Source organism: Photorhabdus temperata (genome assembly GCF_025384845.1).
Taxonomy (GTDB): Bacteria; Pseudomonadota; Gammaproteobacteria; order Enterobacterales; family Enterobacteriaceae; genus Photorhabdus; species Photorhabdus temperata.
Genome location: NZ_JAJAFX010000024.1, coordinates 55,684 through 78,234 on the forward strand (window position 1 = coordinate 55,684; position 22,551 = coordinate 78,234).

Sequence of the window (22,551 nt, forward strand, 5' to 3'; positions counted from 1 at the left end):
GCAATTTTAGTAATGATACAGAATTCAGAACAACACCATAATAATACCATCCAATAATTCACGAATTCACGAATTCACGAATTCACAACAAATAAAACATACAGAGTGAAATATCACTATCCTGTATTAATTATTCATTTTAATGATACATGCTCTCTTAGATAATTTTCTACCCATTTAGCTACTCGGCTTGTATCTTTATAAGCACCTAACATAAGTTCAGAACCACGACTACTCAACCATTTCCGTCCGACGATAAATAACCCAGGGTAAGGTGTTTTCCCACCTTCTTCATGCCCATTTTTACAAATAAATCCGTTAGTATCCGCAGCACCGGGAAGAGTTAACCACACCGTATTATCTTTATACCCCAAACACCAGATAACAGTATCGACCTCATATTGATTGCCAGACAAATCACATAACTTATTATCTTTTATATCAACTAATCTATTCGCTATTTTTATACCAAAAGCGGCTAACCGGTGGTTTTTCAGCTCTCCACAAGGAATGGGATTACGCCGCCGCATGATTTTCCCTACCAGACTGTAATAATTGGCAAACAACAGACCACTTTTACTTAACCACCAAAAGATATCTTTGCCCATTATTCTATTAGGTAGGAGGGGACGGGAAGAACCACAAAATAACGTCACCTTCGCCGTCGCCGCTAAATCTTTGGCAATCTGGCGACCACTGGCGCCATCACCAACAATAGCGACTCTGCTGCCTGCTTTAATTTGTTTAGGTTCCTGATATTGATCCGCCCCAATTTGTTGTATATCAATAGACAGTTGCTCAGAAAGTACCGGAATATCAGCTAATTGATTAGCACCTGTTGCATTAACCAGACAAGGTGCATCAAATACTTTCCCGTCTTTTGTTTTAACGCTATAGCCACTTTTATCATGCTTCACTTCAACCACTTCAGTTTGAGTATGTATCGTCAGGTTATGGTGTGAAGCATAACGCTCAAGGTAATCAGCAACTTCATGCTTATCCGGATAGCCATCTTCAATTCCAGGAAACGGCAGGCCATGAAGCTGAGTCATACCACGTGAAGTGAATAACAACATATTATCAGGGCGTCTGCGCCACACATCACCAATACGCGCCTCTCGCTCTAATATGCAGACATTAATATTCTTAGCCACGAGAATAGCAGCTAAACTTAATCCGGCTTGACCGGCACCCACAATTAAGCAATCCATTTTCATCATGCGTACTCGTTTTTAATTCGGAATTTATCTATATTTTATTTTTATCACTATCTCAATCTTAGGACAATGAAAAAATTTATAAAAAAACATTCAATAGATCAAAAAACAACGGACTTCACAAAAATATAAAACACAATAAAAAAAACCTCTTGAATTAACTGGTCATATTCGTATTGAAGTGAGCATTTTGAATAAATCAGCTGTTTTTATCATAATTTTAACAATATTGACAGATCCATATAATAATCAGAACAATAATATAGCCAATTTATTCAATAAAATGGAATTATTAATCACTATCCTTTTTTCCTACGTAACTTATGCTTTATTGCTATAACTTATAATAAACGAAAGATGAGTTTATCGACTCTTTACCCTACCGGAGATGAAAAAATGCAAAATATCAAAAGTATATATGATGGTATAAAATCCCGTGGAGGCAATCCGCTGAAATGGTTAATGGCAGATGTCGACTTTCTCTATAAGCTGTCCAAAGAAGAGCAGCAAGAGTTAAAAACCTGTCTACTTAAAGATGCGTTTCATTTTCATTATCACAATAACCCTTACTATAGAGATATTTGTGAAAAACAAGGTATTAAGCCAGAAGATATCCAGGGTTATAATGATTTAGTTCTCATCCCACTGATACCTGTTGCAACTTATAAATCAGCCGAAAGTCATCGCTTATTAAGCAAACCACTCTCTGAAATCGAACATGAAATGCGTTCAACCGGTACGAGCGGAATTCCCAGCGTTTATCGTCGTTGCCACGATACGATGGACCACACAGTACTGGCTGTTTATTCTAATTATCGCAGCATGTTCAAATTATCTGGTGGCGCAGGCCTATGCTTATGCCCTTCAACAGAAGATATTCCAGAAATGGCGCTGGTCAAGATCTTTAATTTCCTCACAGGTTTGTTAGATACCCGACGCTATATGATTAATCAGGATCGCTTTTCCCCAGAAGACGCACTGAATCAATTAATCCAGTGGAAAGGCAAATTCACCCGGCATTTAATTGGCCCTCCATTCATGATCCACCGTTTTATTACTTTCTTAAAAGAGAATAACACCAAACTCACTTTAGATCGCGATAGCATGGTGATTACGATGGGAGGCTGGAAACGTTTTACCGGGGATATGATCTCCCGCGGCGAATTAAATGCAGATATCGAAGAATGGATGGGAATTCCAGTATCCCGAACACGTGACATGTATGGTCTGGTTGAAGCAAACGTTCTCGCCATAGAAGATGAATATAACCATAAACATGTTCCTCCTTATATTCATTTCTCCGTCCGTGATCCTAATGATTTATCACGCGAACTACCTGATGGTGAAACAGGGCAATTGGTGATCTTGGATCCACTTTCTGTTTCCACCCCAGGTATGTTACTGACAGAAGATTTGGTCTACTTGCGTACCGATCCTAACAAATCCTGGCGTAATTCTCAGCGGATTCAGTTTGTTATGCGTACTGCTGCCGCTAAAGAGTTTGGTTGTTGTGCAGTCAACCTTGAGAGAAAAATGTCAGATGATGAAACTGCCCCAACTACACCCGCTGTATAAATAGCAAGGTGGAATTATGTTTAACAACATCATTATTGACAACTTTTGCAATCCTGACTGCCAGGGGACGTTATCCAGCCCCACAATTAAACTGGCGTTAGGCAACCCTGTCTGTGGTGACAAGGTTGATATCGACCTGACACTGGATAGCCAAGGGCGGGTAAATAACGCCTGTTTCCGCGCATGGGGATGCACAGCATCCCTGGCAATGTCGAACCAGTTTTGTCGCCACGTTAAAGGTAAGACTCTCGAAGAATTGAACGCATTATCACCTGAAGGAATTGATGCGTTATTAGGTGAGTTAGAACCCGCCCAACAGCACTGCCTTGATATGCTGCATAAGCTATTTGAGCAGCTAAAGGGAAAAATATGACAAGCCTATACTTCGACTACAACGCCACAACACCGCTAAGTGTTAAAGCCCAGTTGGCGATTAAAGATGCTTTGTCTGTTTTTGCTAATCCGTCTAGCCACTACAGCTTAAGCGACATGGCTAAAAATTTGCTCACTGACGCCAGAAGATCTATGGCGTCATTAATGGGCACTGTACCTGAACAAATCCTGTTTACATCAGGAGGAACCGAAAGTAATAATCAGGCATTGTCCAGCCTGTTAGCAACGCTTCCCGGTTCGGATCTGTCTGCACATCATGTTATTAGCTCTTCTATCGAGCATCCGTCTGTCCTGGCGCCATTACTCTGGTACCAGCAACGCGGGTTGCAACTGACGCTGATCGATCCTGATAATCAAGGGCGGATAAATGTACAAAGCATCCGGGAAAACCTGCGACCACAAACACGCCTGATCACATTGATGGCGGTTAACAACGAAACCGGTGTGATACAGCCCTATGAAGCTGTCGCCTCTTTAGCAAAAGAGGCCGGTATCTATTTACATATAGATGCAGTACAGGCTATTGGCAAACTTCCTTTTAGCTGTGACGCTCTTCCTGGCATAACGACTGTCTCTTTCTCCGGCCATAAGTTTAATGGCCCTAAAGGTATTGGTGGGCTCTATCATGCGCCAGGTATTCAATTGAGCCCCTTGCTGCACGGTGGCGGACAAGAACAAGGAATACGCAGCGGCACTGAAAACACTCTGGGCCTTGCAGGACTGGCGGCGGCAGCTAAAGAATCACTGAATGGATTGCAAGAACATTTCAATACCTGCAAAACGCTCAGAGAAACCTTGCTATCTCTGCTAGAGCAGCACCATGTTAGCTACCTAATTAATGGCAATACAAACCCAGCATTTCAGGCCCCCTGGACACTGAATTTAAGTTTCCCTGGGGTCCGTGCTGAATCATTAGCCAGCAGACTGGATTTATGTCACGGAGTCTCTTTATCTTTAGGATCAGCCTGTAGCAATAACAAATCAACACAACGTTCTCATGTTCTGGCGGCGATGGAGCTACCTAATGATCGTATCGATAGCGCAGTACGTATCAGCTTTGGATATACCACAAGCCAAAATGATATTGAGATGCTGGCTAGCGCGATTAAACAAGAAACTGATAACTTGCTGAAAATTTCGGGGAAACCGTTAAACACTCAGGAATAACAGCAAAACTGTATTTAAAAGACGGTGTAGCAGGAATAACTTATTTATTAACCATTAATACCTATATTACTGCACTTAAGCTCCGCCAACATTTCTTTATATTTTAAGGGGATATTAATATGAAACTGTTTGAATTACTGCAATCTCAAATTACTGAATTAACTGATATCGAACCAGAGGATATCACCCTTGACACCCCGCTCGATGATATTCACCTGGTAAGTCTGGATTTTGTCTCTATTCAGGTTGCTTTAAAAAGAGAAATGGGTATTCAGCTGAATTTCGATAAATTCCAGCGAAATGAAACAACGACAATCGGTGATTTTGTCAATTATGTCCGTGAATTAACAAAATAATCATTATTAATGTCTTTGGATGTTAGCTGGCTATGACATATCACAGCATGGCTAACATTCATTTTTGTGATGCTTTTATCTACCAATCCTATTATTTGGTTGTATTAAAAAATAAAGCATGTCACCAGGAACTTACCTTTGGAGATAATGTTTCATGAATTTTCAAACTGGCTACCGCCGCGTTGCCATCACAGGCTATGGCTCTATCTGTTCTCTTGGGCAAAATACCCAGGAAATTTGGGATGCAATCCTAAACTATCGTGTAGGCTACAAAAAGGAAGTTCACCCAGATGCTTCTGTCGTAGCAAAATTCTTCGGCAACATACCTTTTTCTCCTGATGTATCACGGTTTTCCAAAAAGCTGCTAAAGAACCTTCCCAAATTCAGCAAACTTGGGCTGATTGCTGCCGATGAAGCGATCAAAATGGCATTTGGTCACGATAAAGCCGCCCTTGATGAAAGCTATTCCCCTTTTGAACGAGGTGTCATTTTTGGTACTGGCTGGGGAGGAGAAGATGCAACCGTCGAAAACAGCAATTCCTATGCTGACCAAGGTATTGCCTCACCCATGACAAATATTATGTCTATGCACAGCGTAGGTACGGCGGCTATTTCAATGAACTGGAATCTACGGGGATATCAGAATACCCCGGTGGCAGCTTGTGCAACAGGCAGTATGGCAATAGGTGATGCTTTTGAACTTATCCGTAGCGGACGCACTAAAATGATGCTGGCAGGGGGCGGTGAAAGTATCAGAGATCCATTCATCGTCTGGAGCATTGATATTCTTGGCGCACTGAGCAAAGAACAAGAATCTGTCGAAAAAGCTTGCTGTCCATTCAGCAAAGATCGCAGTGGCTTTGTGATGTCAGAAGGTGCAGCAATATTATGTCTTGAAGATTATGACAGTGCTGTTGCCAGAGGAGCCAAAATACTGGCGGAAGTCGTCGGTTATGGAAATTACTCTGACGCATCAGATATGACAGCACCGGCACCAGATTGCCAAGGGCGGGTTATGGCAATTCAGGCGGCCCTGGAACAGGCCAAACTCTCCGCGTCAGATATTCACTATATCAATGCCCACGGCACATCAACCCCGTTAAACGACATTAACGAAACCGATGTTTTAAAAATGAGCCTAGGAGAACACGCCTACCGTACTCCTACTTCCAGTACAAAATCCTACACAGGCCATCTTATTGCCGGGGCAGGAGCAATTGAGTCCATTTTCTGTATTAAAGCAATGGAAACCGCAACTATTCCCGCGACTATGCATTTGAATAATCCTGATCCACTCTGCGATCTGGATTACGTACCCAACACCCACCGAACTAACCAAGTTATTGATACTAGTTTAAATGTTAACTATGGATTCGGTGGCACAAACTGTGCACTTATTTTCAGGAAAGCCGACAGATGAACGTTCAATTCAGTAAAAAAGATCTCAGTCAATGGGCTAAATTCTCTGGAGATTATAACCCCATCCATTTTGATGAAAAAATCGCAAAAGAAGTCGGATTAGGCGGTATTGCCGTACACGGTATGCTGGCAATGATCCCTCTCAAAAGCGGATACGATTACCTGTCACAACCAAACGAGGGAATGGGCAGACAGTGGCACGTTAATTTGCGAAATCCAGTGCCTCTGGATGCCTGCTATTGTGTCAAAACTAAACATACTGACCTGAGTGGGAAAACGACCTTTAACCTGCAAGATGAAACAACAAGCCTGAAGCCTTTGGTTGGTCATTATAGTCGTTTCGATTTTTCGGAAAAAACCGGCTTTCCTGAAAAACCACAGTGTCAAGTTCCGATACAAGAGACAATAAAAAAATCCATTGAATTCAAAAGCACCTTCCCCGAAGTCAATGAGTTCTGGATTTTTCTTGATGCCCTGATTTTTTATCTTTTCATGCAGCAAAGTGCAAAAACGGCACTAGCCACGGAATTTAAAACCTATTTCGGCAAACAGGGACATGATGAAATATGCCTCAAAAACCTTATCGTGTTGCATGTTATGCATACAGTGAGTTTTTCTCCAGCCCTACTCAATCGTCAAATCCCGGATGAAATGCCAAGCATCGAATATACGATCCTACCTAAGGATACATTCGACGTTGATGGTTCGTTATACGGTACGTTGGAAATCCCGATTTGGCTGAATGGAGAAATCTCTTTAGTTGTTGAAATGAGTCTGATGGGAACAACAAAAAGAAAGCAGGTTGCCAACTAAGGTTTGATGAATTCTGTACGGACAAACGGATGGCATAAAAATTTAGAGGAATAACTTAATGAATATCAACGCACCTTGGGTTTTTGTTTCAGGAGGATCACGTGGCATTGGCAAAGGCATAGTAAAAATGCTGGCTGCGCAAAACTACCATGTGGTTTTTACCTACAAATCAAGCATAGATGAAGCGCAAACACTTTGTCAGGAAATTAAGCAGCAAGGTCACAGTTGTGAAGGCCATCAATGTGATGTCTCAAACGCGAAAGAAGTCTCAACCCTGTCGGCAGAACTTATCTCACAGTATGGTTCTCCCTATGCAATCATCAATAACGCCGGAATTACACAAGATGCGTTGCTGATAAATATGAAAGAAGAAGAGTGGCACAACGTGATTTCCACCAATCTTTCTTCTGTTTATTTAGTCAATCACGCTTTTCTCCCTGAAATGATTATGGCTGGGGAAGGCTGCATTATCCACATGAGCTCGGTCACCGCATTTAAAGCTAACTCAGGGCAAGTTAACTACGCAGCAACCAAAGCCGCAATGATCGGCATTACCCGCTCATTAGCTGTTGAAGTTGGTCGATTTAATGTTCGGGTCAATACCGTTGCACCAGGCTTGATTGACACTGAAATGCTGAATCATATTCCAGCACCACATAGGAAAAAACTGTTATCTAACATTCCATTGGGTCGCTTGGGCTCAGTGGAAGATATTGCTATGACCATCAATTTCCTCCTCAGCCCTGGAGGACGCTACATTACCGGGCAAACATTCGTCATTGATGGCGGAATGACAGCCTGACCAGTTAAGCAATGAATATCAATGGGCTTGTCTCCATATCCTGCGGTTATTTGTACCCAGATAAATATCTGGGTACTTAAAAAATGCCGTTAATCATTGCCAAATAGCCAATCCAGTCTCTCTGATAAATGTTAATAACGATAATAAATAATTTTAATACTAATAATACTTGTGGCATTAAGTGCTAAATATTACCAATTTTCATTTTATCAAGACGAGAAGAGCTTGACCTTGTAGTCAACTCCAAGGTGTTTAATCAAGCATAAACACATTAATAGTCTAATTTATTTTTGATCACAGTTATGGGAGAGGAACATGGCCGAAGAAATAGAATCAGTTCCAGTACAATCACCTCCGCTTAATGAGAAAAAATCAAAGCGAAAGCTAGCATTGATCCTCGCAACTCTCTTATTTGTTTTTGCCGGATTAGGTTACTTTGCCTACTGGTTTGTTGCATTACGCTATCATCAGGCTACTGATGATGCCTACGTTGTCGGTAATCAGGTGCAAGTGATGGCTCAAATCACCGGTAGCGTAACGTCTATCCATGCCGATAATACAGATTTCGTTCAGCAAGGAGACTTTCTGCTACGTTTAGACTCTGTTGATGCAGAACATGCTTTTGAACGGGCGAAAAATATATTGGCTAATAGTGTCAGACAAACTCACCAAACCATCATCGATAATGAAAAGCTGCTGGCTAATATTGAACTAAAACAGACTGCGCTACAGCAGGCTCAGGATGATTTAAAACGACGTGAACATCTGGGGCTCACCGGTGCTATTGCCAAAGAAAATCTGATTCATTCCCGTAATAGTGTTCAAATGGCAAAGTCTGAGCTGAATGTCGCCCAACAACAATATTATGCCAACAAAGCGTTAGTTATAGACACTCCATTGGAACAACAGCCAGCCATTAAACTCGCCGCTTCCCAGCTCCGAGATGCATGGTTAACCTTACAGCGCACTCAGATTATCGCGCCGGTGACAGGTTACATTTCACGCCGCAGTGTTCAGGTCGGCTCACAAATAAAAAGCGGCGCCCCGCTGATGGTTATCGTACCGGCAGATCAACTCTGGGTCGAAGCTAACTTCAAAGAGGTTCAACTCGCCAATGTGCGTATTGGTCAGCCGGTAACTCTGATTAGCGATTTCTATGGCAATGATGTCATTTATCGAGGCCGAATAGTTGGTCTTGATATGGGGACCGGCAGTGCATTTTCCTTACTGCCGGCACAAAACGCCACCGGTAACTGGATCAAAGTGGTTCAACGTTTGCCTGTCCGTGTTGAACTGGAAGCACAACAACTTATTGATCATCCTTTACGAATTGGTTTATCCATGCACGCCACTGTCGATACCAGAAATCAGGATGGTCTGGTCCTTTCTGATACCCCCCGTAAAGGCATTGTTTATGAAACCAACTCCTTGTCTTACAACACCGGAGAAATTGATCGGCTAATTAACGAAATCATTCAAGCTAACAACAGTAAAGATGAGTGAGGTTAACATGCTAAAAGAGCCACTATCAGGAGCCAAACTTGGCTGGCTAACCCTGGCTTTAGCATTAGCCGCTTTTTTACAAATATTGGATCTGACCATTGCTAACGTTGCAATATCAACAATTGCCGGAGACTTGGGTTCTTCAGTATCGCAAGGCACCTGGGTAATTACTTCATTTGCTGTTGCTAACGCGATTTCTATTCCATTAACGGGCTGGTTAGCTAAACGGTTTGGGGAAGTCCGGGTCTTTTTAATATCAATGCTATTGTTTGTCATAACCTCCTGGCTGTGTGGTATCTCCAATAGCCTGGAAATGCTGATCATTTCCCGCATTCTGCAAGGCATCTCAGCCGGGCCAATCATGCCTCTTTCGCAAAGTTTGTTACTAAACAACTATCCTCCGTTAAAACGCAATATGGCGCTGGCATTGTGGTCAATGACTATCGTTGTCGCTCCAGTTTGTGGTCCAATACTCGGCGGTTGGATCAGTGACAGCTATCATTGGGGATGGATATTTCTAATCAACGTCCCGGTAGGCTTTGCCGCCATCGCTATCACTTGGATGTTGTTAAAAGATCGGGAAACTGAAACAAAGGTTAGGCCAATTGATGCTGTAGGGCTTATTTTATTAGTTACGGGCGTCGGTTGTTTTCAGTTATTGCTTGATCGAGGAAAGGAACTTGACTGGTTCAACTCAACAGAGATTATTGTATTAGCGATTATCGCGGCTATTGCCGTGACTTTCCTGATTATCTGGGAACTGACCGACGATGATCCGATCATTGATTTATCACTCTTTAAATCACGTAATTTTACTATTGGTACTTTATGTATCAGTTTGGCCTTTTTACTTCACATCGGTACCCTAGTTCTGCAACCTCAGTTATTACAAATGGTCTTTGGTTATACTGCCACCTGGGCAGGGTTAGTTATGGCCCCATTAGGGGTAGTTCCCATAATACTTGCTCCGCTCATTGGCCGTTTCAGTTCAAAAATCGATATGCGTTATTTGGTTATGTTCAGCTTTATCGTTTTTGCCCTGTGCTTTTTTTGGCGAGCTCATACCTTCGAGCTGTCAATGGACTTTGCCACCGCAGCCTGGCCACAATTTATTCAAGGCTTTGCTATTGCTTGTTTAATTATGCCGCTAACAGCCATTATATTATCCGACGTTGAACCGGATAAAATCGCCTCCGCGGGTAGCTTGTTCAACTTTTTACGCACTCTGGCAACATCTGTGGGTACTTCAATTACGACGACCATGTGGTCCCGCCGTGAAGCTGTCCACCACGTTCAGTTAACTGAATCAATAACCCCCCATAACCCTATTGCCCAGCAAGCCTATCAAAAAATGGAACAATTAGGGATGTCACAAGCTCAAGCTAGTAGCTCTCTGGCACGTGAAGTCACTAATCAGGGATTGATTATTGCCGCCAACGAGATTTATTGGCTATTTGGGTTTATTTTTCTGATTTTGCTGTTCTTTATCTGGCTGGCAAAACCCACGGTTGGAGCAAAGAAATAACATGATGATCAATAAAACAAAATAAACTGGATGACTACCTCATCAGCACTAATAACCATAGTTAAAGAATCCAGGACTATTCCCAGTGAAACCTCAGTGAATAAAAAACTTTATCAAAATAGCACCTTTCAAGGCGCTATTTTGTTGTTCTACGAAACATGTTTTTTCATCGTCAAAATGCTTATCATCATCCAGCTGTTTCAGATGACTGACTGACCCATTAAAAAGAATTTAAACGCAGGAGTATCCGTTTCATCGTGATACCCATAGCCCAACGCATCAAGGTGACGCTTAAAACGCACTTCTGTTCCTGACAATTCAAATGCCGCTAACACCCGACCATAATCAGTACCATGATTGCGATAATGAAATAATGTAATATTCCAGTAAGTTCCCAACGTTTGCAGAAACTTCAGCAAGGCCCCCGGTGATTCAGGGAACTCAAAACTATACAAACGCTCACTCAATGGCTTAGATGGACGACCACCGATCATATAGCGGACATGTAATTTCGCCATTTCATCATCTGAAAGATCTGCAACCTGATATCCTGCGGTGCATAATTCCTTGATGATTTCCTGTCTCTCCACTTCACCACGACTCAATCGGACACCAACAAAAAGACAAGCTTGTTCAGGATCCGCATCCGTATAGCGGTAATTAAACTCTGTTACCGCCCGATCGCCCAATTTCTGACAAAAACGCAGAAAACTACCCTTTTGTTCAGGAATAGTCACGGCCAACAGTGCTTCCCGTTGCTCCCCCAATTCACAGCGCTCAGAAACATAACGTAACCCGTGGAAATTTACGTTAGCACCGGAAAGAATGTGTGCCAGCCGCTCACCTTTGAGCTGATGCTGCTGAACATACTTTTTCAATCCAGCCAGTGCCAATGCACCGGATGGTTCAGCAATTGCACGCACATCTTCAAACAGATCTTTTACCGCAGCACAAATGGCATCACTGTCCACCGTGATAACATCATCCACATATTGCTGACACAAACGAAAAGTTTCATCACCGATACGTTTAACAGCAACACCTTCAGCAAACAGACCAACTCTTGGTAAATTTACCGGATGCCCGGCTTCCATCGCTGCTTTCAGGCAAGCTGAATCTTCCGCTTCCACCCCAATAATTTTAATTTCTGGCATCAGTTGCTTAATCAACACAGCAACTCCAGCAACTAAACCGCCACCGCCAACAGGCACAAAGATTCGATCCAGATGCACATCTTGTTGCAGAAGTTCCATCGCCAGTGTCGCCTGACCTGCGATGACATCAGGATGATCAAACGGCGGAACAAAGGTATAACCTTCCTTCTGTGCCATTTCTATTGCTTTAGCTTTAGCTTCATCAAAATCGGCACCATATAACAGAACTTCTCCACCGAAACTACGGACTGCATCGACCTTGATATCCGCAGTGGCAACCGGCATAACAATCAGGGATTTAATTCTCAGGCGATTGGCAGAAAGCGCAACCCCCTGAGCATGGTTACCAGCTGATGCCGTAATCACCCCCCGGTTTTTTTGTTCCTCAGTCAAACCCGCAATCATAGTGTAAGCGCCACGAAGCTTGAAACTGTGAACAGGCTGCCGGTCTTCCCGTTTTACCAAAATAGTGTTTTCCAAACGGGTAGAAATTTTCTTCATTTCCTGTAAAGGCGTCACCTGAGCAACTTCATAGACAGGCGCGCTTAACGCCGCTTTCAAGTACTCTGCACCATTTGGTGCAGAAGTTAAGGGACGGAATGCAACCATGCAATTATCCCCCTAGCTTAGATTTATCGCGGACAGCCCCTTTATCCGCGCTGGTCGCCAATGAAGCATAAGCTCTCAGGGCAAAAGATACCTGGCGCTCGCGGGATTTCGGCGTCCACGCATTATCTTCGCGGGTAAGTTCCACCGTTTTACGGGCAGCAAGTGTCTTTTCATCCACATCAAGTTGGATTTTCCGCAGTGGAATATCAATATCAATGATATCGCCATCTTGGACCAAACCGATCAAGCCACCATTAGCGGCTTCTGGCGAAACGTGGCCTATCGATAAACCAGAGGTACCACCGGAGAAACGGCCATCTGTAATCAATGCACAGCTTTTACCCAATCCCATAGATTTCAGATACGTCGTCGGATACAGCATCTCCTGCATTCCCGGCCCCCCTTTTGGTCCTTCGTAACGAATGACGACCACATCACCAGCAACAACTCTACCCCCCAGGATCGCATCAACCGCATCTTCCTGACTTTCATAAACTTTAGCTGGCCCACGAAATGTCAAGCTGTTCTCATCAACACCGGCGGTTTTTACAATACAGCCATCTATAGCCAAATTGCCAAACAAAACTGCAAGGCCACCATCCTGACTGTATGCATGTTTGAGGTCACGGATACAACCTTCTACACGGTCAATATCCAAAGAAGGCCAACGGCAATTCTGTGAAAATGCCTGAGTAGTACGGATACCCGCTGGACCTGCTGAATACATTTTCTTTACCAATTCATCTGCCGTCAGCATCACATCATACTGCTCAAGCGTTTGCAGCAAATTCAACCCCAAAACATTTTTAACCTGACGATTCAACAGACCGGCTCTATCCAGCTCACCTAAAATACCCATCACACCACCCGCACGATGGACATCTTCCATATGGTATTTTTGTGTGCTTGGGGCAACTTTGCACAAATGAGGAATCTGACGAGACAGACGGTCAATATCCACCATAGTAAAATCAACCTCCCCTTCCTGTGCCGCAGCCAGTAAGTGAAGTACAGTATTTGTTGAACCGCCCATGGCAATATCCAGCATCATCGCATTTTCAAATGCAGCTTTCGTTGCGATATTACGCGGCAGAGCGCTGTCATCATCTTGCTCATAGTAGCGCTTAGTCAGCTCGACAATACGTTTGCCCGCGTTCAGAAATAGCACCTTACGATCCGCATGAGTCGCCAGTAACGAACCGTTCCCGGGCTGAGACAGCCCCAGAGCTTCTGTCAAACAATTCATAGAGTTAGCAGTAAACATCCCAGAACAGGAACCACAGGTTGGGCAAGCTGAACGCTCAATCTGATGACTATCCTCGTCACTGACATTAGGATTTGCACCTTGAATCATGGCATCGATCAAATCCAATTTGATAATCTGATCCGACAATTTTGTTTTACCGGCTTCCATGGGGCCACCGGAAACAAAAATCGCAGGAATATTCAAGCGCAAGGCTGCCATCAACATACCTGGTGTGATTTTGTCACAGTTAGAAATACACACCATGGCATCAGCACAGTGAGCATTCACCATATATTCGACAGAATCAGCGATCAATTCGCGTGATGGCAGAGAATAGAGCATACCGCCATGCCCCATTGCGATACCGTCATCCACCGCTATTGTATTGAACTCTTTTGCAACACCACCTGATGCTTCAATCTGCTCGGCAACCAATTTACCTAAGTCCCGCAAATGAACATGCCCCGGTACAAATTGAGTAAATGAGTTAACTACCGCAATAATTGGTTTACCGAAATCTGCATCGGTCATCCCTGTCGCACGCCATAAAGCGCGGGCCCCAGCCATATTGCGGCCATGAGTCGTGGTGGCAGAACGGTACTTAGGCATTATTCTTCACTCCCGTGTTATCAAAACAGGCGGGGAACGAACCGCCCGTTAAATTATTTATAGTTTTATTAAGGATTTACTGGATCTAACCAGCCCCATTTATCTTCTGTTGTGCCATCAAACAAACCAAAGAATGCTTGCTGAATCTTCTTGGTGACTGGCCCACATTTACCAATACCAACCTGAATATCATCAACACTGCGAACAGGTGTGATTTCAGCCGCTGTACCAGACATAAAAACTTCATCCGCCAGATACAGAGATTCGCGCGACAATACCTGTTCACGAACTTCCAACCCCAAATCTTTCGCTAGTTTGATAATGGCATCACGGGTAATTCCTGGTAATGAAGCTGAGGTAAAGGGTGGAGTGAACAATACACCATCTTTTACTTCAAACAGATTTTCACCCGCGCCTTCAGAGATATAACCATAAACATCCAGAGCAATACCTTCCTGATATCCATGACGACGGGCCTCACTACCAACCAAAAGAGAAGACAGGTAGTTACCACCCGCTTTGGCAGCCGTTGGTATTGTATTTGGCGCCGCACGGTTCCATGAAGAAACCATAGCATCAATTCCTTGATCCAATGCATCTTCTCCCAAATAAGCTCCCCACGGGAAAGCGGCAATAATGACATCAGTTTTATAACCGGCGGGTGGATTAACCCCCATTCCAACATCCCCAATAAAGACCAGTGGACGTATATAAGCACTGACTAAATTATTTTTACGAAGAGTTGCCCGGCACGCTTCCATCAATTCATCAACACTCTGACTCACGGGCATACGGTAAATCTTTGCAGAATCATGTAAACGCTGCATATGCTCACGATGGCGGAAAACGACTGGCCCTTTATAAGAGTCATAGCAGCGAACTCCCTCAAAAACCGACGTACCGTAATGTAAAGCATGTGACATTACGTGAACTTTAGCATCTGCCCAAGGAACCATCTCGCCATTGAACCAAATGTAATCGGATTGCTTCGTCATTCTCTTATTCCTTTATTTCTACGTTATGCACGTATTAATTGTGATTTCGGTTGCAGAATCTTGACACCAGCGACATCCACTAATTTAGTCAATTGTGAAGACAACAAATTAACAGATCTTTGGCTGGCAACAATTAATTCGATATTAACATTATAGCCATCCATTGTTTGATCCATATTCATTGAACATATCTGAAATCCACGATGACGCGTTACTCGTAAGATACGTTCTAATATTTCAGGGCAGGAACGAGCCTGGATTGCAAGTTGATGCTGCATCATAATGATTTCTCCAACATAGTTTCATTGCTTGCACCGGGAGGAACCAACGGCCAAACATTTTCTAATTCCTCAATGGATACCTGTAATAAATACGGTCCCTTACTGTTGAATAACGCATCCAAAGCTTCATCAATCTGTGATTTATCAGTGATATGTTGCCCAGGAATACCAAAAGCTTTCGCTAATGCGACAAAATCAGGGTTATCCGTTAATGTTGTTTCGCTATATCGTTTATCAAAAAACAGTTCCTGCCATTGCCGCACCATTCCCAGCCGCTGGTTATCCAACAGTAAAATTTTTACTGGTAACTGTTTGCGTTTAATTGTCCCCAATTCCTGAACATTCATCATGAAAGAACCATCACCGGATACACAGATCACCATATCCTCTGGTCGGGCAATTTGAGCACCAATCGCAGCAGGGATACCAAATCCCATCGATCCCAGCCCACTGGATGTAATAAAATTTTCAGGCCCATCAAAAGTCATATGTTGAGCTGTCCACATCTGATGCTGTCCAACATCGGTGGTAACAACCGTGTTTAATGTTTTACGATCTGAAACCTGCTTCAATAACAAAGGTGCATAGATAGCCTCCCCCTGATGATCGTAGCACCAAGGATATTCAGCCTTCAGACGCTTAACTTCCTGCTGCCAGGACATAATTGATATTGGTTGCTGTAAACGAGGCAACAACGCTTTTAAATCCCCCAGCAATGACACATGAGCCTGACGTAATTTCCCCAGCTCTGCCGGATCGATATCCAGATGAATAACTTTTGCATTCGGTGCAAAGGTATTGAGTTTGCCAGTCACACGATCATCAAAACGGGCACCTGCGGCAATTAGCAAATCACATGACTGAACAGCAAAATTTGCAGCTTTCGTACCATGCATCCCAAGCATTCCCAGATAACATGGATGTTCAGTATCAGCAGCACCCAAACCTTTCAACGTGGAAACAACCGGCATACCTGTTTTCGCAACAAAATTACGCAAAACAGAAACTGACTGAGACATACCGACTCCGCCGCCAACATACAGCACTGGCTTTGCCGCAGCCGCAATCATCTTCCGGGCTTGTTCTAATTCATTTTCAGTACAGGGTATATCTTGCTCAACAGGAACCAGATGTGGGGTTAAATTTCCCTCTTTCAGCTGAATATCTTTAGGAATATCAACCAAAACCGGGCCAGGTCGACCACTGGTTGCAATAGAAAAGGCTTCAGCCATAATTTGAGGTAAATTTTCCAGGGAGTCCACTAAGAAGCTGTGTTTGGTGCAAGCAAGGGAGAGACCTAAAACATCGACTTCCTGAAAGGCATCAGTTCCAATCAATTCAGAACTAACCTGACCAGTGATAGCGACAACAGGAATAGAATCTAACAACGCATCAGCCAATCCAGTGATTAAGTTTGTTGCCCCCGGCCCGGATGTGGCAATACAGACTCCCGGCTTACCGCTGGCTCTCGCATAACCAATTGCAGCCATAACAGCGCCCTGTTCATGCCGACAAAGTAAGTGCTCCACGCCACCATCGTACAAAGCATCGTAAACCGGCATGATTGCACCACCAGGGTAGCCGAAAACCTGATCAATACCCTGCGTTCGTAATGCTTTTACAACCCACTGCGCCCCGTTCATTTTTCATATCCCCTGTGTTTACCCTGTGAGACAAGATTTTGTTCTGTTGTATGTTTTTGTCTCTAACTGATTTTTGCTTGCCAAAAAAAAACCCCCGCGCCTTTCGGTGCGGGGGTCTTCGAGAGATCTGGCTGTTCGTCTAAGCCTTTCTTCGTCCAAGTGCAGCCCCGCACGGTGGGATAATAATCACCACCACGCTGACGATAACTAGGCTAATCACTTGGACGAATATGTTCATAATCTTGACCGTTTTAACTCGTTTGTTTAATCTATATTTAAGAGTTATCACGTTCTTCATAGCTTGACAACTTTTATTTTGTTTTATTCTTCAGCATGAAAAAATATTGTTTATTTTCAATTAGATAATTACAAATTGGATTATTTTCCCATAAATGAATTAAATTTAGGTGATAAAATCCAGATTATTATATAAAAACAATATATCACATTAATAAATAACAAATAAAACAAACCATTCAGCTAAAACCAAATAAAGATCTTATTATTAATCACCTGGGTGACAACAATCCCAGTTAATAAATAAAGCAAAATATATAAAATACTAATTTAACCCACTGTGAAAATATATAAAATCACTATAATTAAATATAAAATTTGAATCCAAAACAAATAAAAAACCAATATCAAAACAATAAAAAACCATCATGGAAATAATATGAAAAATAAATTTCATGATTAAAATTACGAATATAAAACAAATAAAATCAATTAACTTAAATAAAAACCATCTAATGAAAACCTAATAAAAAAATTCTTTTAGTCACCTAGTAAAATATTTCTTAGAGCCGTCTCGCAAAAAAATAATAAGACACTATTTATTATCTCAATTCAGCCCATCATATGCGTTTTCTTACTAAGGAGAATAGGATGGCCCTCGCTGTTATTTATACCAGAGCGACGATAGGTATTCATGCCCCCATTGTTACTGTTGAAGCGCATATTAGTAATGGCTTACCTGGATTAACTCTGGTTGGTTTGCCTGAAACAGCCGTAAAAGAAGCAAGAGATCGTGTCAGAAGCGCGTTGATCAACAGCGGGTTTACCTATCCGCCTAAAAGAATCACCGTCAATCTTGCACCCGCAGACCTTCCCAAAGAAGGTGGCCGTTATGATTTGCCGATTGCTATCGCTATTCTGGCAGCTTCAGAACAAATACCTGCCGATAAACTGAACCGTTATGAATTTCTTGGTGAACTCGCGCTATCCGGGAGCTTACGGAGAGTTAATGGCGCAATTCCAGCTGCACTAAGCGCGGGAGACGCAGGCAGGCAACTTATTCTATCGACAGAAAACGGAACAGAGCTGGCAATCTTATCTCAGGATGCAACGTTAATGGCAGAACACCTCTTGCATATCTGCCACTTTCTTCAAGGAGAAAAACAACTGCTGACAACAACAATCCAGCATGAATTTTCAACAGAACAATCACAACCGGATCTTCAGGATATTATTGGTCAGGAACAAGCAAAACGCACACTGGAAATCGCAGCAGCAGGCGGACATAATCTTTTACTACTTGGCCCACCTGGGACAGGAAAAACGATGCTGGCAAGCCGCCTATGCAGTTTATTACCGCCATTAACAAACAAAGAAGCCCTTGAGGTTGCCGCTATCAATAGCCTGGTAGATACCTACCTTCCACCGGAACAATGGCATACACGCCCATTCAGAGCGCCTCATCACAGCTCTTCAATGGCAGCGCTGGTTGGCGGTGGTGGACTTCCTAAACCCGGTGAAATATCACTTGCTCACAACGGTGTGCTGTTTCTGGATGAACTTCCTGAATTTGAACGCAGAGTCCTTGATGCCCTCAGAGAACCACTGGAGTCAGGGGAAATAATCATATCCAGAGCCAGGGCAAAAGTTTGTTTTCCTGCTCAGGTTCAATTAATAGCAGCAATGAATCCCAGCCCTACAGGCCATCATCAAGGAATTCATAATCGAAGTAATCCTCAGCAAATACTTCGATACCTGGCAAAACTTTCCGGGCCTTTTTTAGATCGCTTTGATCTCTCAATTGAAGTTCCTCTGTTACCCATTGGAACATTGAGTAGCCCAGTTAGATCAAGCGAAAGCAGCAAAAATGTAAAATTAAGAGTACTGACAGCGCGAGAAATACAATTGAAACGCTGTGGAAAAATTAATGCTCATCTGAACAGTAAAGAGACCGAAGCATTTTGTAAACTCAAACCTAACGATGCCGTATTTCTGGAAGAAACACTAACAAAGTTAGGTCTTTCCATCCGGGCATGGCATCGAATTCTGAGGACATCCCGGACACTCGCCGACTTAGAAGGGAAAAAAGAGATAGAAAAACCACACATTATGGAAGCCTTAAGCTACCGTAGTATGGACAGGCTATTAATACAGTTACAAAAACAATCAGGTTAAAAATGAAAAAAGGGGCAAAGCCCCTGCACTCATAACTTGTGATGATATTAATCATCAGTGTCGGTATAGTCATCAGAAGAATCAACCTGAGGCTTACCACCTGACAGGGTATGAAAACGTTTTGGACGACTAATCCTTGCCAAATATTTGGTCCATACTTTTTCTTCCATCGTCACAGGCTGACGTTCACCACGGCAAACAGCAACAAACAGTTTTTCTATTTCTGTTTGAGGCTCACGTTTACCGAGATCTAACTCATTGAACGCATGACCATGACGCTCTAGCAATTGCGCCTCTTTAATGGTGAAATCGCCATGGCGGGAAAACCCGCGAGGATAATGTTTGTTATCAAAAAAACGATTAGTCGTGATGAAGCTTTCGGCCATCTGACACACTCCTAATTCTATTACTGTTACTATCATGCTAATTATGGCGCGGAGTATTAGATAGGCCTGGCGTTCTGTAAAACAAAACATTTAAATCTTAACGATAAAAATTATTGGAGAAACATGTGGACACCGAATTACTGAAAACCTTTCTGGAGGTCAGTAAAACTCGTCACTTTGGTCGGGCAGCCGAATCACTATACCTGACACAGTCAGCAGTCAGCTTTCGCATACGCCAATTAGAAAACCAATTAGGTGCTAATCTTTTCACACGTCATCGCAATAACATCCGTCTTACAGCCGCTGGCGAACGCCTTGTGCCGTATGCAGAATCACTGATGAATACCTGGCAGTTGGCTAAAAAAGAGATAACACATGCATCTCAACATACTGAATTGACAATTGGCGCTACCGCATCATTATGGGAAGCATATTTAACTCCTTGGCTACAGGATTTCTATAAAAGACATCAAGAACTAAGATTAGAATCCCGGGTTTCTACGCGGCAATCCCTTGTTAAACAACTTCATTCGCGTGAGTTAGATCTACTAATAACGACTGAACCACCTAAAATGGATGAATTCCAAAGCTTATTATTAGGAAATATTTGCCTGAAATTATTAACGACAGAAGAAAATCTGAAATACCAAATTGAAAACTACATCAAATTAGAATGGGGAGCTGATTTCCATCACCAAGAACAACGGATTTTAAAAAGTGAACAATTGCCCATAATCACAACCACTTCAGCACATATAGCTCGCCAACTGCTCAATAGTGTCAAAGGAGCCGCCTTCCTACCAATACACTGGCAAAACGAATATTCAGAACTTGTCTCTTACCCAAATACCGAACTAATTGAACGCCCATTATACGCTATATGGTTACAGAACAACGATCAACAAGCATTAATTCAGCAGCTATTAAAAATAGCTGTCATCAATACTTCTACAAGAGATTAAGAAGCATTTTATGCAACTCATTCAATTAGTGGATCTATGTTCTGCAAGATTCCCAGATAGGAGTGTTACGCGGAAACAGAAACGAAAATAGTAAAAGGGAACAAGATTCTAGATCGCGCAGGAGGCGGGATTACTTTCGCCATCCTTCCACATATCCACCTGTTTGCCAAATAATTTTCACTTACTACGCACTATGTCATGATTTAAGACTGTGACTTGAATCAGAAAACCCAAAAACACAGTGAAGCAGGGTAAGATGATTTTGAATAACTGACTAAACGAACCTGCCCTCATCGTCTGGATACTCAATACTCTTACCTTGCCATTCGACTTAGGTAAATTTTGTTTTAAACTTTAAACCGAACTTCATTTAATAAGAAAACTGTCACGATTAGAGTGTTCACTAAGACTCAATTGACGCAAATACTTTAAACATAATTAACTCAGAAAAATTTTACAGCAAAGTCGATAATTTTTGTCAGCAATTTGTACACTAATAGCATCAGTAATAAGTTGAGAATAGATTCAGATGCATCAACCACCTAGTTTCTCTCTTATAAACAAGATCTCAAAATATTACATCTTTCACAGTTTTTTATAGTTAACTATCCCTCTATTTATCACCATGTAAGACCTATTTATTGATGAAATATGTAAGAAGCCACACTGATAATAAATATCCATAAATGGATAAAGGAAAATTTTCATTACTATGGGAGCGGATAATACTGAAAAAATATTATCTAATTGAAACGATGTTTATTACGTTAAGAAATATTTCTCATATAGAATACTTAAAACATCGTAGCCCGATCAGTTTCCTATACTAGCAACACCCTTTAATTGATCAGTCAAGAGATGCTTTCTCTGTATGTAAAAGTGACAATAAAGATATTAAGTTTAAATAGTTTTTTACTCGTTAAATCAATATATTGTGTCTAACTAATATTTCCCTTGCCAGATACCCAGAAGACTTTCTACTCTGAGTCACCCCTTAATTATCACGGTCAAAAAATAACATCTACCAAGGTGATATGTATTCATTATGTACAGTACAGATAAGAAAAAACCCAGCTATTTAGCTGGGTTATCAATATTGCGAACTACCTTAGTTATTACTTAGTTTGTAACTGGCAGGGGCGGAGAGACTCGAACTCCCAACACCCGGTTTTGGAGACCGGTGCTCTACCAATTGAACTACGCCCCTAAATAAGGTGGCGGTGCGGACGGGGCTCGAACCCGCGACCCCCGGCGTGACAGGCCGGTATTCTAACCAACTGAACTACCGCACCACCGAATTTCTTGTTCTTTATGTTGTTACCACAACATAAAGTTTCAATGCCAATCAGGGCAGTCTACGAACGGCTCTTCTGCCATTCGCCCTTCGGACCGCCGCTTTCCGCGACGTTTAAAATCACTCTCAGCGATTTTGTCCGACTTTCTACCCACAACACTCTGTGTCATTCTTCATCACACAAAGCCAA

At 42.5% G+C, this 22,551-nt stretch carries 20 protein-coding genes and 2 tRNA genes; 12 read left to right on the forward strand and 10 right to left on the reverse strand.

Translation table 11 applies throughout. The annotated features are described in order from the left end of the window. Window positions 1–134: 134 nt before the first annotated feature. A complete protein-coding gene (locus LGZ99_RS11200) occupies window positions 135–1,220 on the reverse strand; it encodes a flavin-containing monooxygenase (RefSeq protein WP_262979112.1) in 1,086 nt (361 codons plus the stop codon). Window positions 1,221–1,613: 393 nt separating this feature from the next. Here LGZ99_RS11200 and LGZ99_RS11205 point away from each other — a divergent pair, with 393 nt between their 5' ends. From LGZ99_RS11205 to LGZ99_RS11245, 9 genes are all read left to right on the forward strand, one after another. Continuing rightward, entirely contained in the window at window positions 1,614–2,792 is a 1,179-nt protein-coding gene (locus LGZ99_RS11205; protein WP_262979113.1) for a LuxE/PaaK family acyltransferase, read from the forward strand. Window positions 2,793–2,808: 16 nt separating this feature from the next. Further along, on the forward strand, window positions 2,809–3,165 hold the full coding sequence (locus LGZ99_RS11210) for an iron-sulfur cluster assembly scaffold protein (RefSeq protein WP_262979114.1): 357 nt from the start codon (window positions 2,809–2,811) through the stop codon (window positions 3,163–3,165). After that, window positions 3,162–4,352 (forward strand): cysteine desulfurase family protein, encoded by a 1,191-nt coding sequence (locus tag LGZ99_RS11215; RefSeq protein WP_262979115.1) that lies wholly within the window; start codon window positions 3,162–3,164, stop codon window positions 4,350–4,352. The genes LGZ99_RS11210 and LGZ99_RS11215 overlap by 4 nt, the downstream gene beginning before the upstream one ends. 119 nt (window positions 4,353–4,471) lie before the next feature. Next, window positions 4,472–4,708 carry an acyl carrier protein gene (locus LGZ99_RS11220; protein WP_262979116.1) on the forward strand — a complete coding sequence of 79 codons (237 nt, stop codon included), beginning with the start codon at window positions 4,472–4,474 and terminating at the stop codon, window positions 4,706–4,708. A 154-nt stretch (window positions 4,709–4,862) separates the two neighbouring features. Next, entirely contained in the window at window positions 4,863–6,128 is a 1,266-nt protein-coding gene (locus tag LGZ99_RS11225) for a beta-ketoacyl-[acyl-carrier-protein] synthase family protein (protein WP_262979117.1), read from the forward strand. Beyond that, window positions 6,125–6,940, forward strand: coding sequence for a MaoC/PaaZ C-terminal domain-containing protein (locus tag LGZ99_RS11230; RefSeq protein ID WP_021322828.1), 816 nt, complete (start codon window positions 6,125–6,127; stop codon window positions 6,938–6,940). The genes LGZ99_RS11225 and LGZ99_RS11230 overlap by 4 nt, the downstream gene beginning before the upstream one ends. A gap of 58 nt (window positions 6,941–6,998) precedes the next feature. Beyond that, window positions 6,999–7,742, forward strand: a complete 744-nt coding sequence (locus LGZ99_RS11235) for an SDR family oxidoreductase (protein WP_036839327.1) — start codon at window positions 6,999–7,001, stop codon at window positions 7,740–7,742. A gap of 315 nt (window positions 7,743–8,057) precedes the next feature. Then, entirely contained in the window at window positions 8,058–9,245 is a 1,188-nt protein-coding gene (emrA, locus tag LGZ99_RS11240; RefSeq protein WP_262979118.1) for a multidrug efflux MFS transporter periplasmic adaptor subunit EmrA, read from the forward strand. A 7-nt stretch (window positions 9,246–9,252) separates the two neighbouring features. Then, window positions 9,253–10,770 carry a DHA2 family efflux MFS transporter permease subunit gene (locus LGZ99_RS11245; RefSeq protein ID WP_023043621.1) on the forward strand — a complete coding sequence of 506 codons (1,518 nt, stop codon included), beginning with the start codon at window positions 9,253–9,255 and terminating at the stop codon, window positions 10,768–10,770. Window positions 10,771–10,970: 200 nt separating this feature from the next. On the opposite strand, the gene ilvA is transcribed toward LGZ99_RS11245, so the two are convergent. From ilvA to ilvL, 6 genes are all read right to left on the reverse strand, one after another. Next, complete coding sequence (gene ilvA / locus LGZ99_RS11250; RefSeq protein ID WP_262979119.1) at window positions 10,971–12,533, reverse strand: threonine ammonia-lyase, biosynthetic; 1,563 nt, start codon at window positions 12,531–12,533, stop codon at window positions 10,971–10,973. Between the two features lie 4 nt (window positions 12,534–12,537). After that, complete coding sequence (gene ilvD, locus LGZ99_RS11255) at window positions 12,538–14,388, reverse strand: dihydroxy-acid dehydratase (protein WP_262979120.1); 1,851 nt, start codon at window positions 14,386–14,388, stop codon at window positions 12,538–12,540. Between the two features lie 68 nt (window positions 14,389–14,456). Continuing rightward, complete coding sequence (locus LGZ99_RS11260; RefSeq protein ID WP_021322833.1) at window positions 14,457–15,383, reverse strand: branched-chain amino acid transaminase; 927 nt, start codon at window positions 15,381–15,383, stop codon at window positions 14,457–14,459. 23 nt (window positions 15,384–15,406) lie between these two features. Beyond that, window positions 15,407–15,664, reverse strand: coding sequence for an acetolactate synthase 2 small subunit (ilvM, locus tag LGZ99_RS11265; protein WP_023043625.1), 258 nt, complete (start codon window positions 15,662–15,664; stop codon window positions 15,407–15,409). Next, complete coding sequence (gene ilvG / locus LGZ99_RS11270) at window positions 15,661–17,307, reverse strand: acetolactate synthase 2 catalytic subunit (protein WP_036839339.1); 1,647 nt, start codon at window positions 17,305–17,307, stop codon at window positions 15,661–15,663. Before ilvG ends, ilvM begins: the two co-directional genes overlap by 4 nt. A gap of 139 nt (window positions 17,308–17,446) precedes the next feature. Further along, window positions 17,447–17,545 carry an ilv operon leader peptide gene (gene ilvL, locus LGZ99_RS11275; RefSeq protein ID WP_036844375.1) on the reverse strand — a complete coding sequence of 33 codons (99 nt, stop codon included), beginning with the start codon at window positions 17,543–17,545 and terminating at the stop codon, window positions 17,447–17,449. A gap of 650 nt (window positions 17,546–18,195) precedes the next feature. On the opposite strand from ilvL, the gene LGZ99_RS11280 reads away from it, so the two are divergent. After that, window positions 18,196–19,719, forward strand: a complete 1,524-nt coding sequence (locus LGZ99_RS11280; RefSeq protein WP_023043627.1) for a YifB family Mg chelatase-like AAA ATPase — start codon at window positions 18,196–18,198, stop codon at window positions 19,717–19,719. Between the two features lie 47 nt (window positions 19,720–19,766). Here the strand turns inward: LGZ99_RS11280 and LGZ99_RS11285 are convergent, their stop codons facing one another. Next, window positions 19,767–20,105 (reverse strand): MaoP family protein, encoded by a 339-nt coding sequence (locus tag LGZ99_RS11285; protein ID WP_021322838.1) that lies wholly within the window; start codon window positions 20,103–20,105, stop codon window positions 19,767–19,769. A 125-nt stretch (window positions 20,106–20,230) separates the two neighbouring features. Between LGZ99_RS11285 and hdfR the strand changes: the two genes are divergently transcribed. Together hdfR and LGZ99_RS24815 are read left to right on the forward strand one after the other, a co-directional pair. Then, on the forward strand, window positions 20,231–21,067 hold the full coding sequence (hdfR, locus tag LGZ99_RS11290; protein WP_036839341.1) for an HTH-type transcriptional regulator HdfR: 837 nt from the start codon (window positions 20,231–20,233) through the stop codon (window positions 21,065–21,067). A 686-nt stretch (window positions 21,068–21,753) separates the two neighbouring features. Beyond that, window positions 21,754–21,897: a transposase gene (locus tag LGZ99_RS24815; RefSeq protein WP_152552743.1), complete on the forward strand. Its 144-nt coding sequence runs from the start codon at window positions 21,754–21,756 to the stop codon at window positions 21,895–21,897. Between the two features lie 301 nt (window positions 21,898–22,198). Here LGZ99_RS24815 and LGZ99_RS11295 read toward each other — a convergent pair. Beyond that, a tRNA-Trp gene (locus LGZ99_RS11295) sits at window positions 22,199–22,274 on the reverse strand. Window positions 22,275–22,282: 8 nt separating this feature from the next. Then, a tRNA-Asp gene (locus LGZ99_RS11300) sits at window positions 22,283–22,359 on the reverse strand. Between the last annotated feature and the right edge of the window lie 192 nt (window positions 22,360–22,551).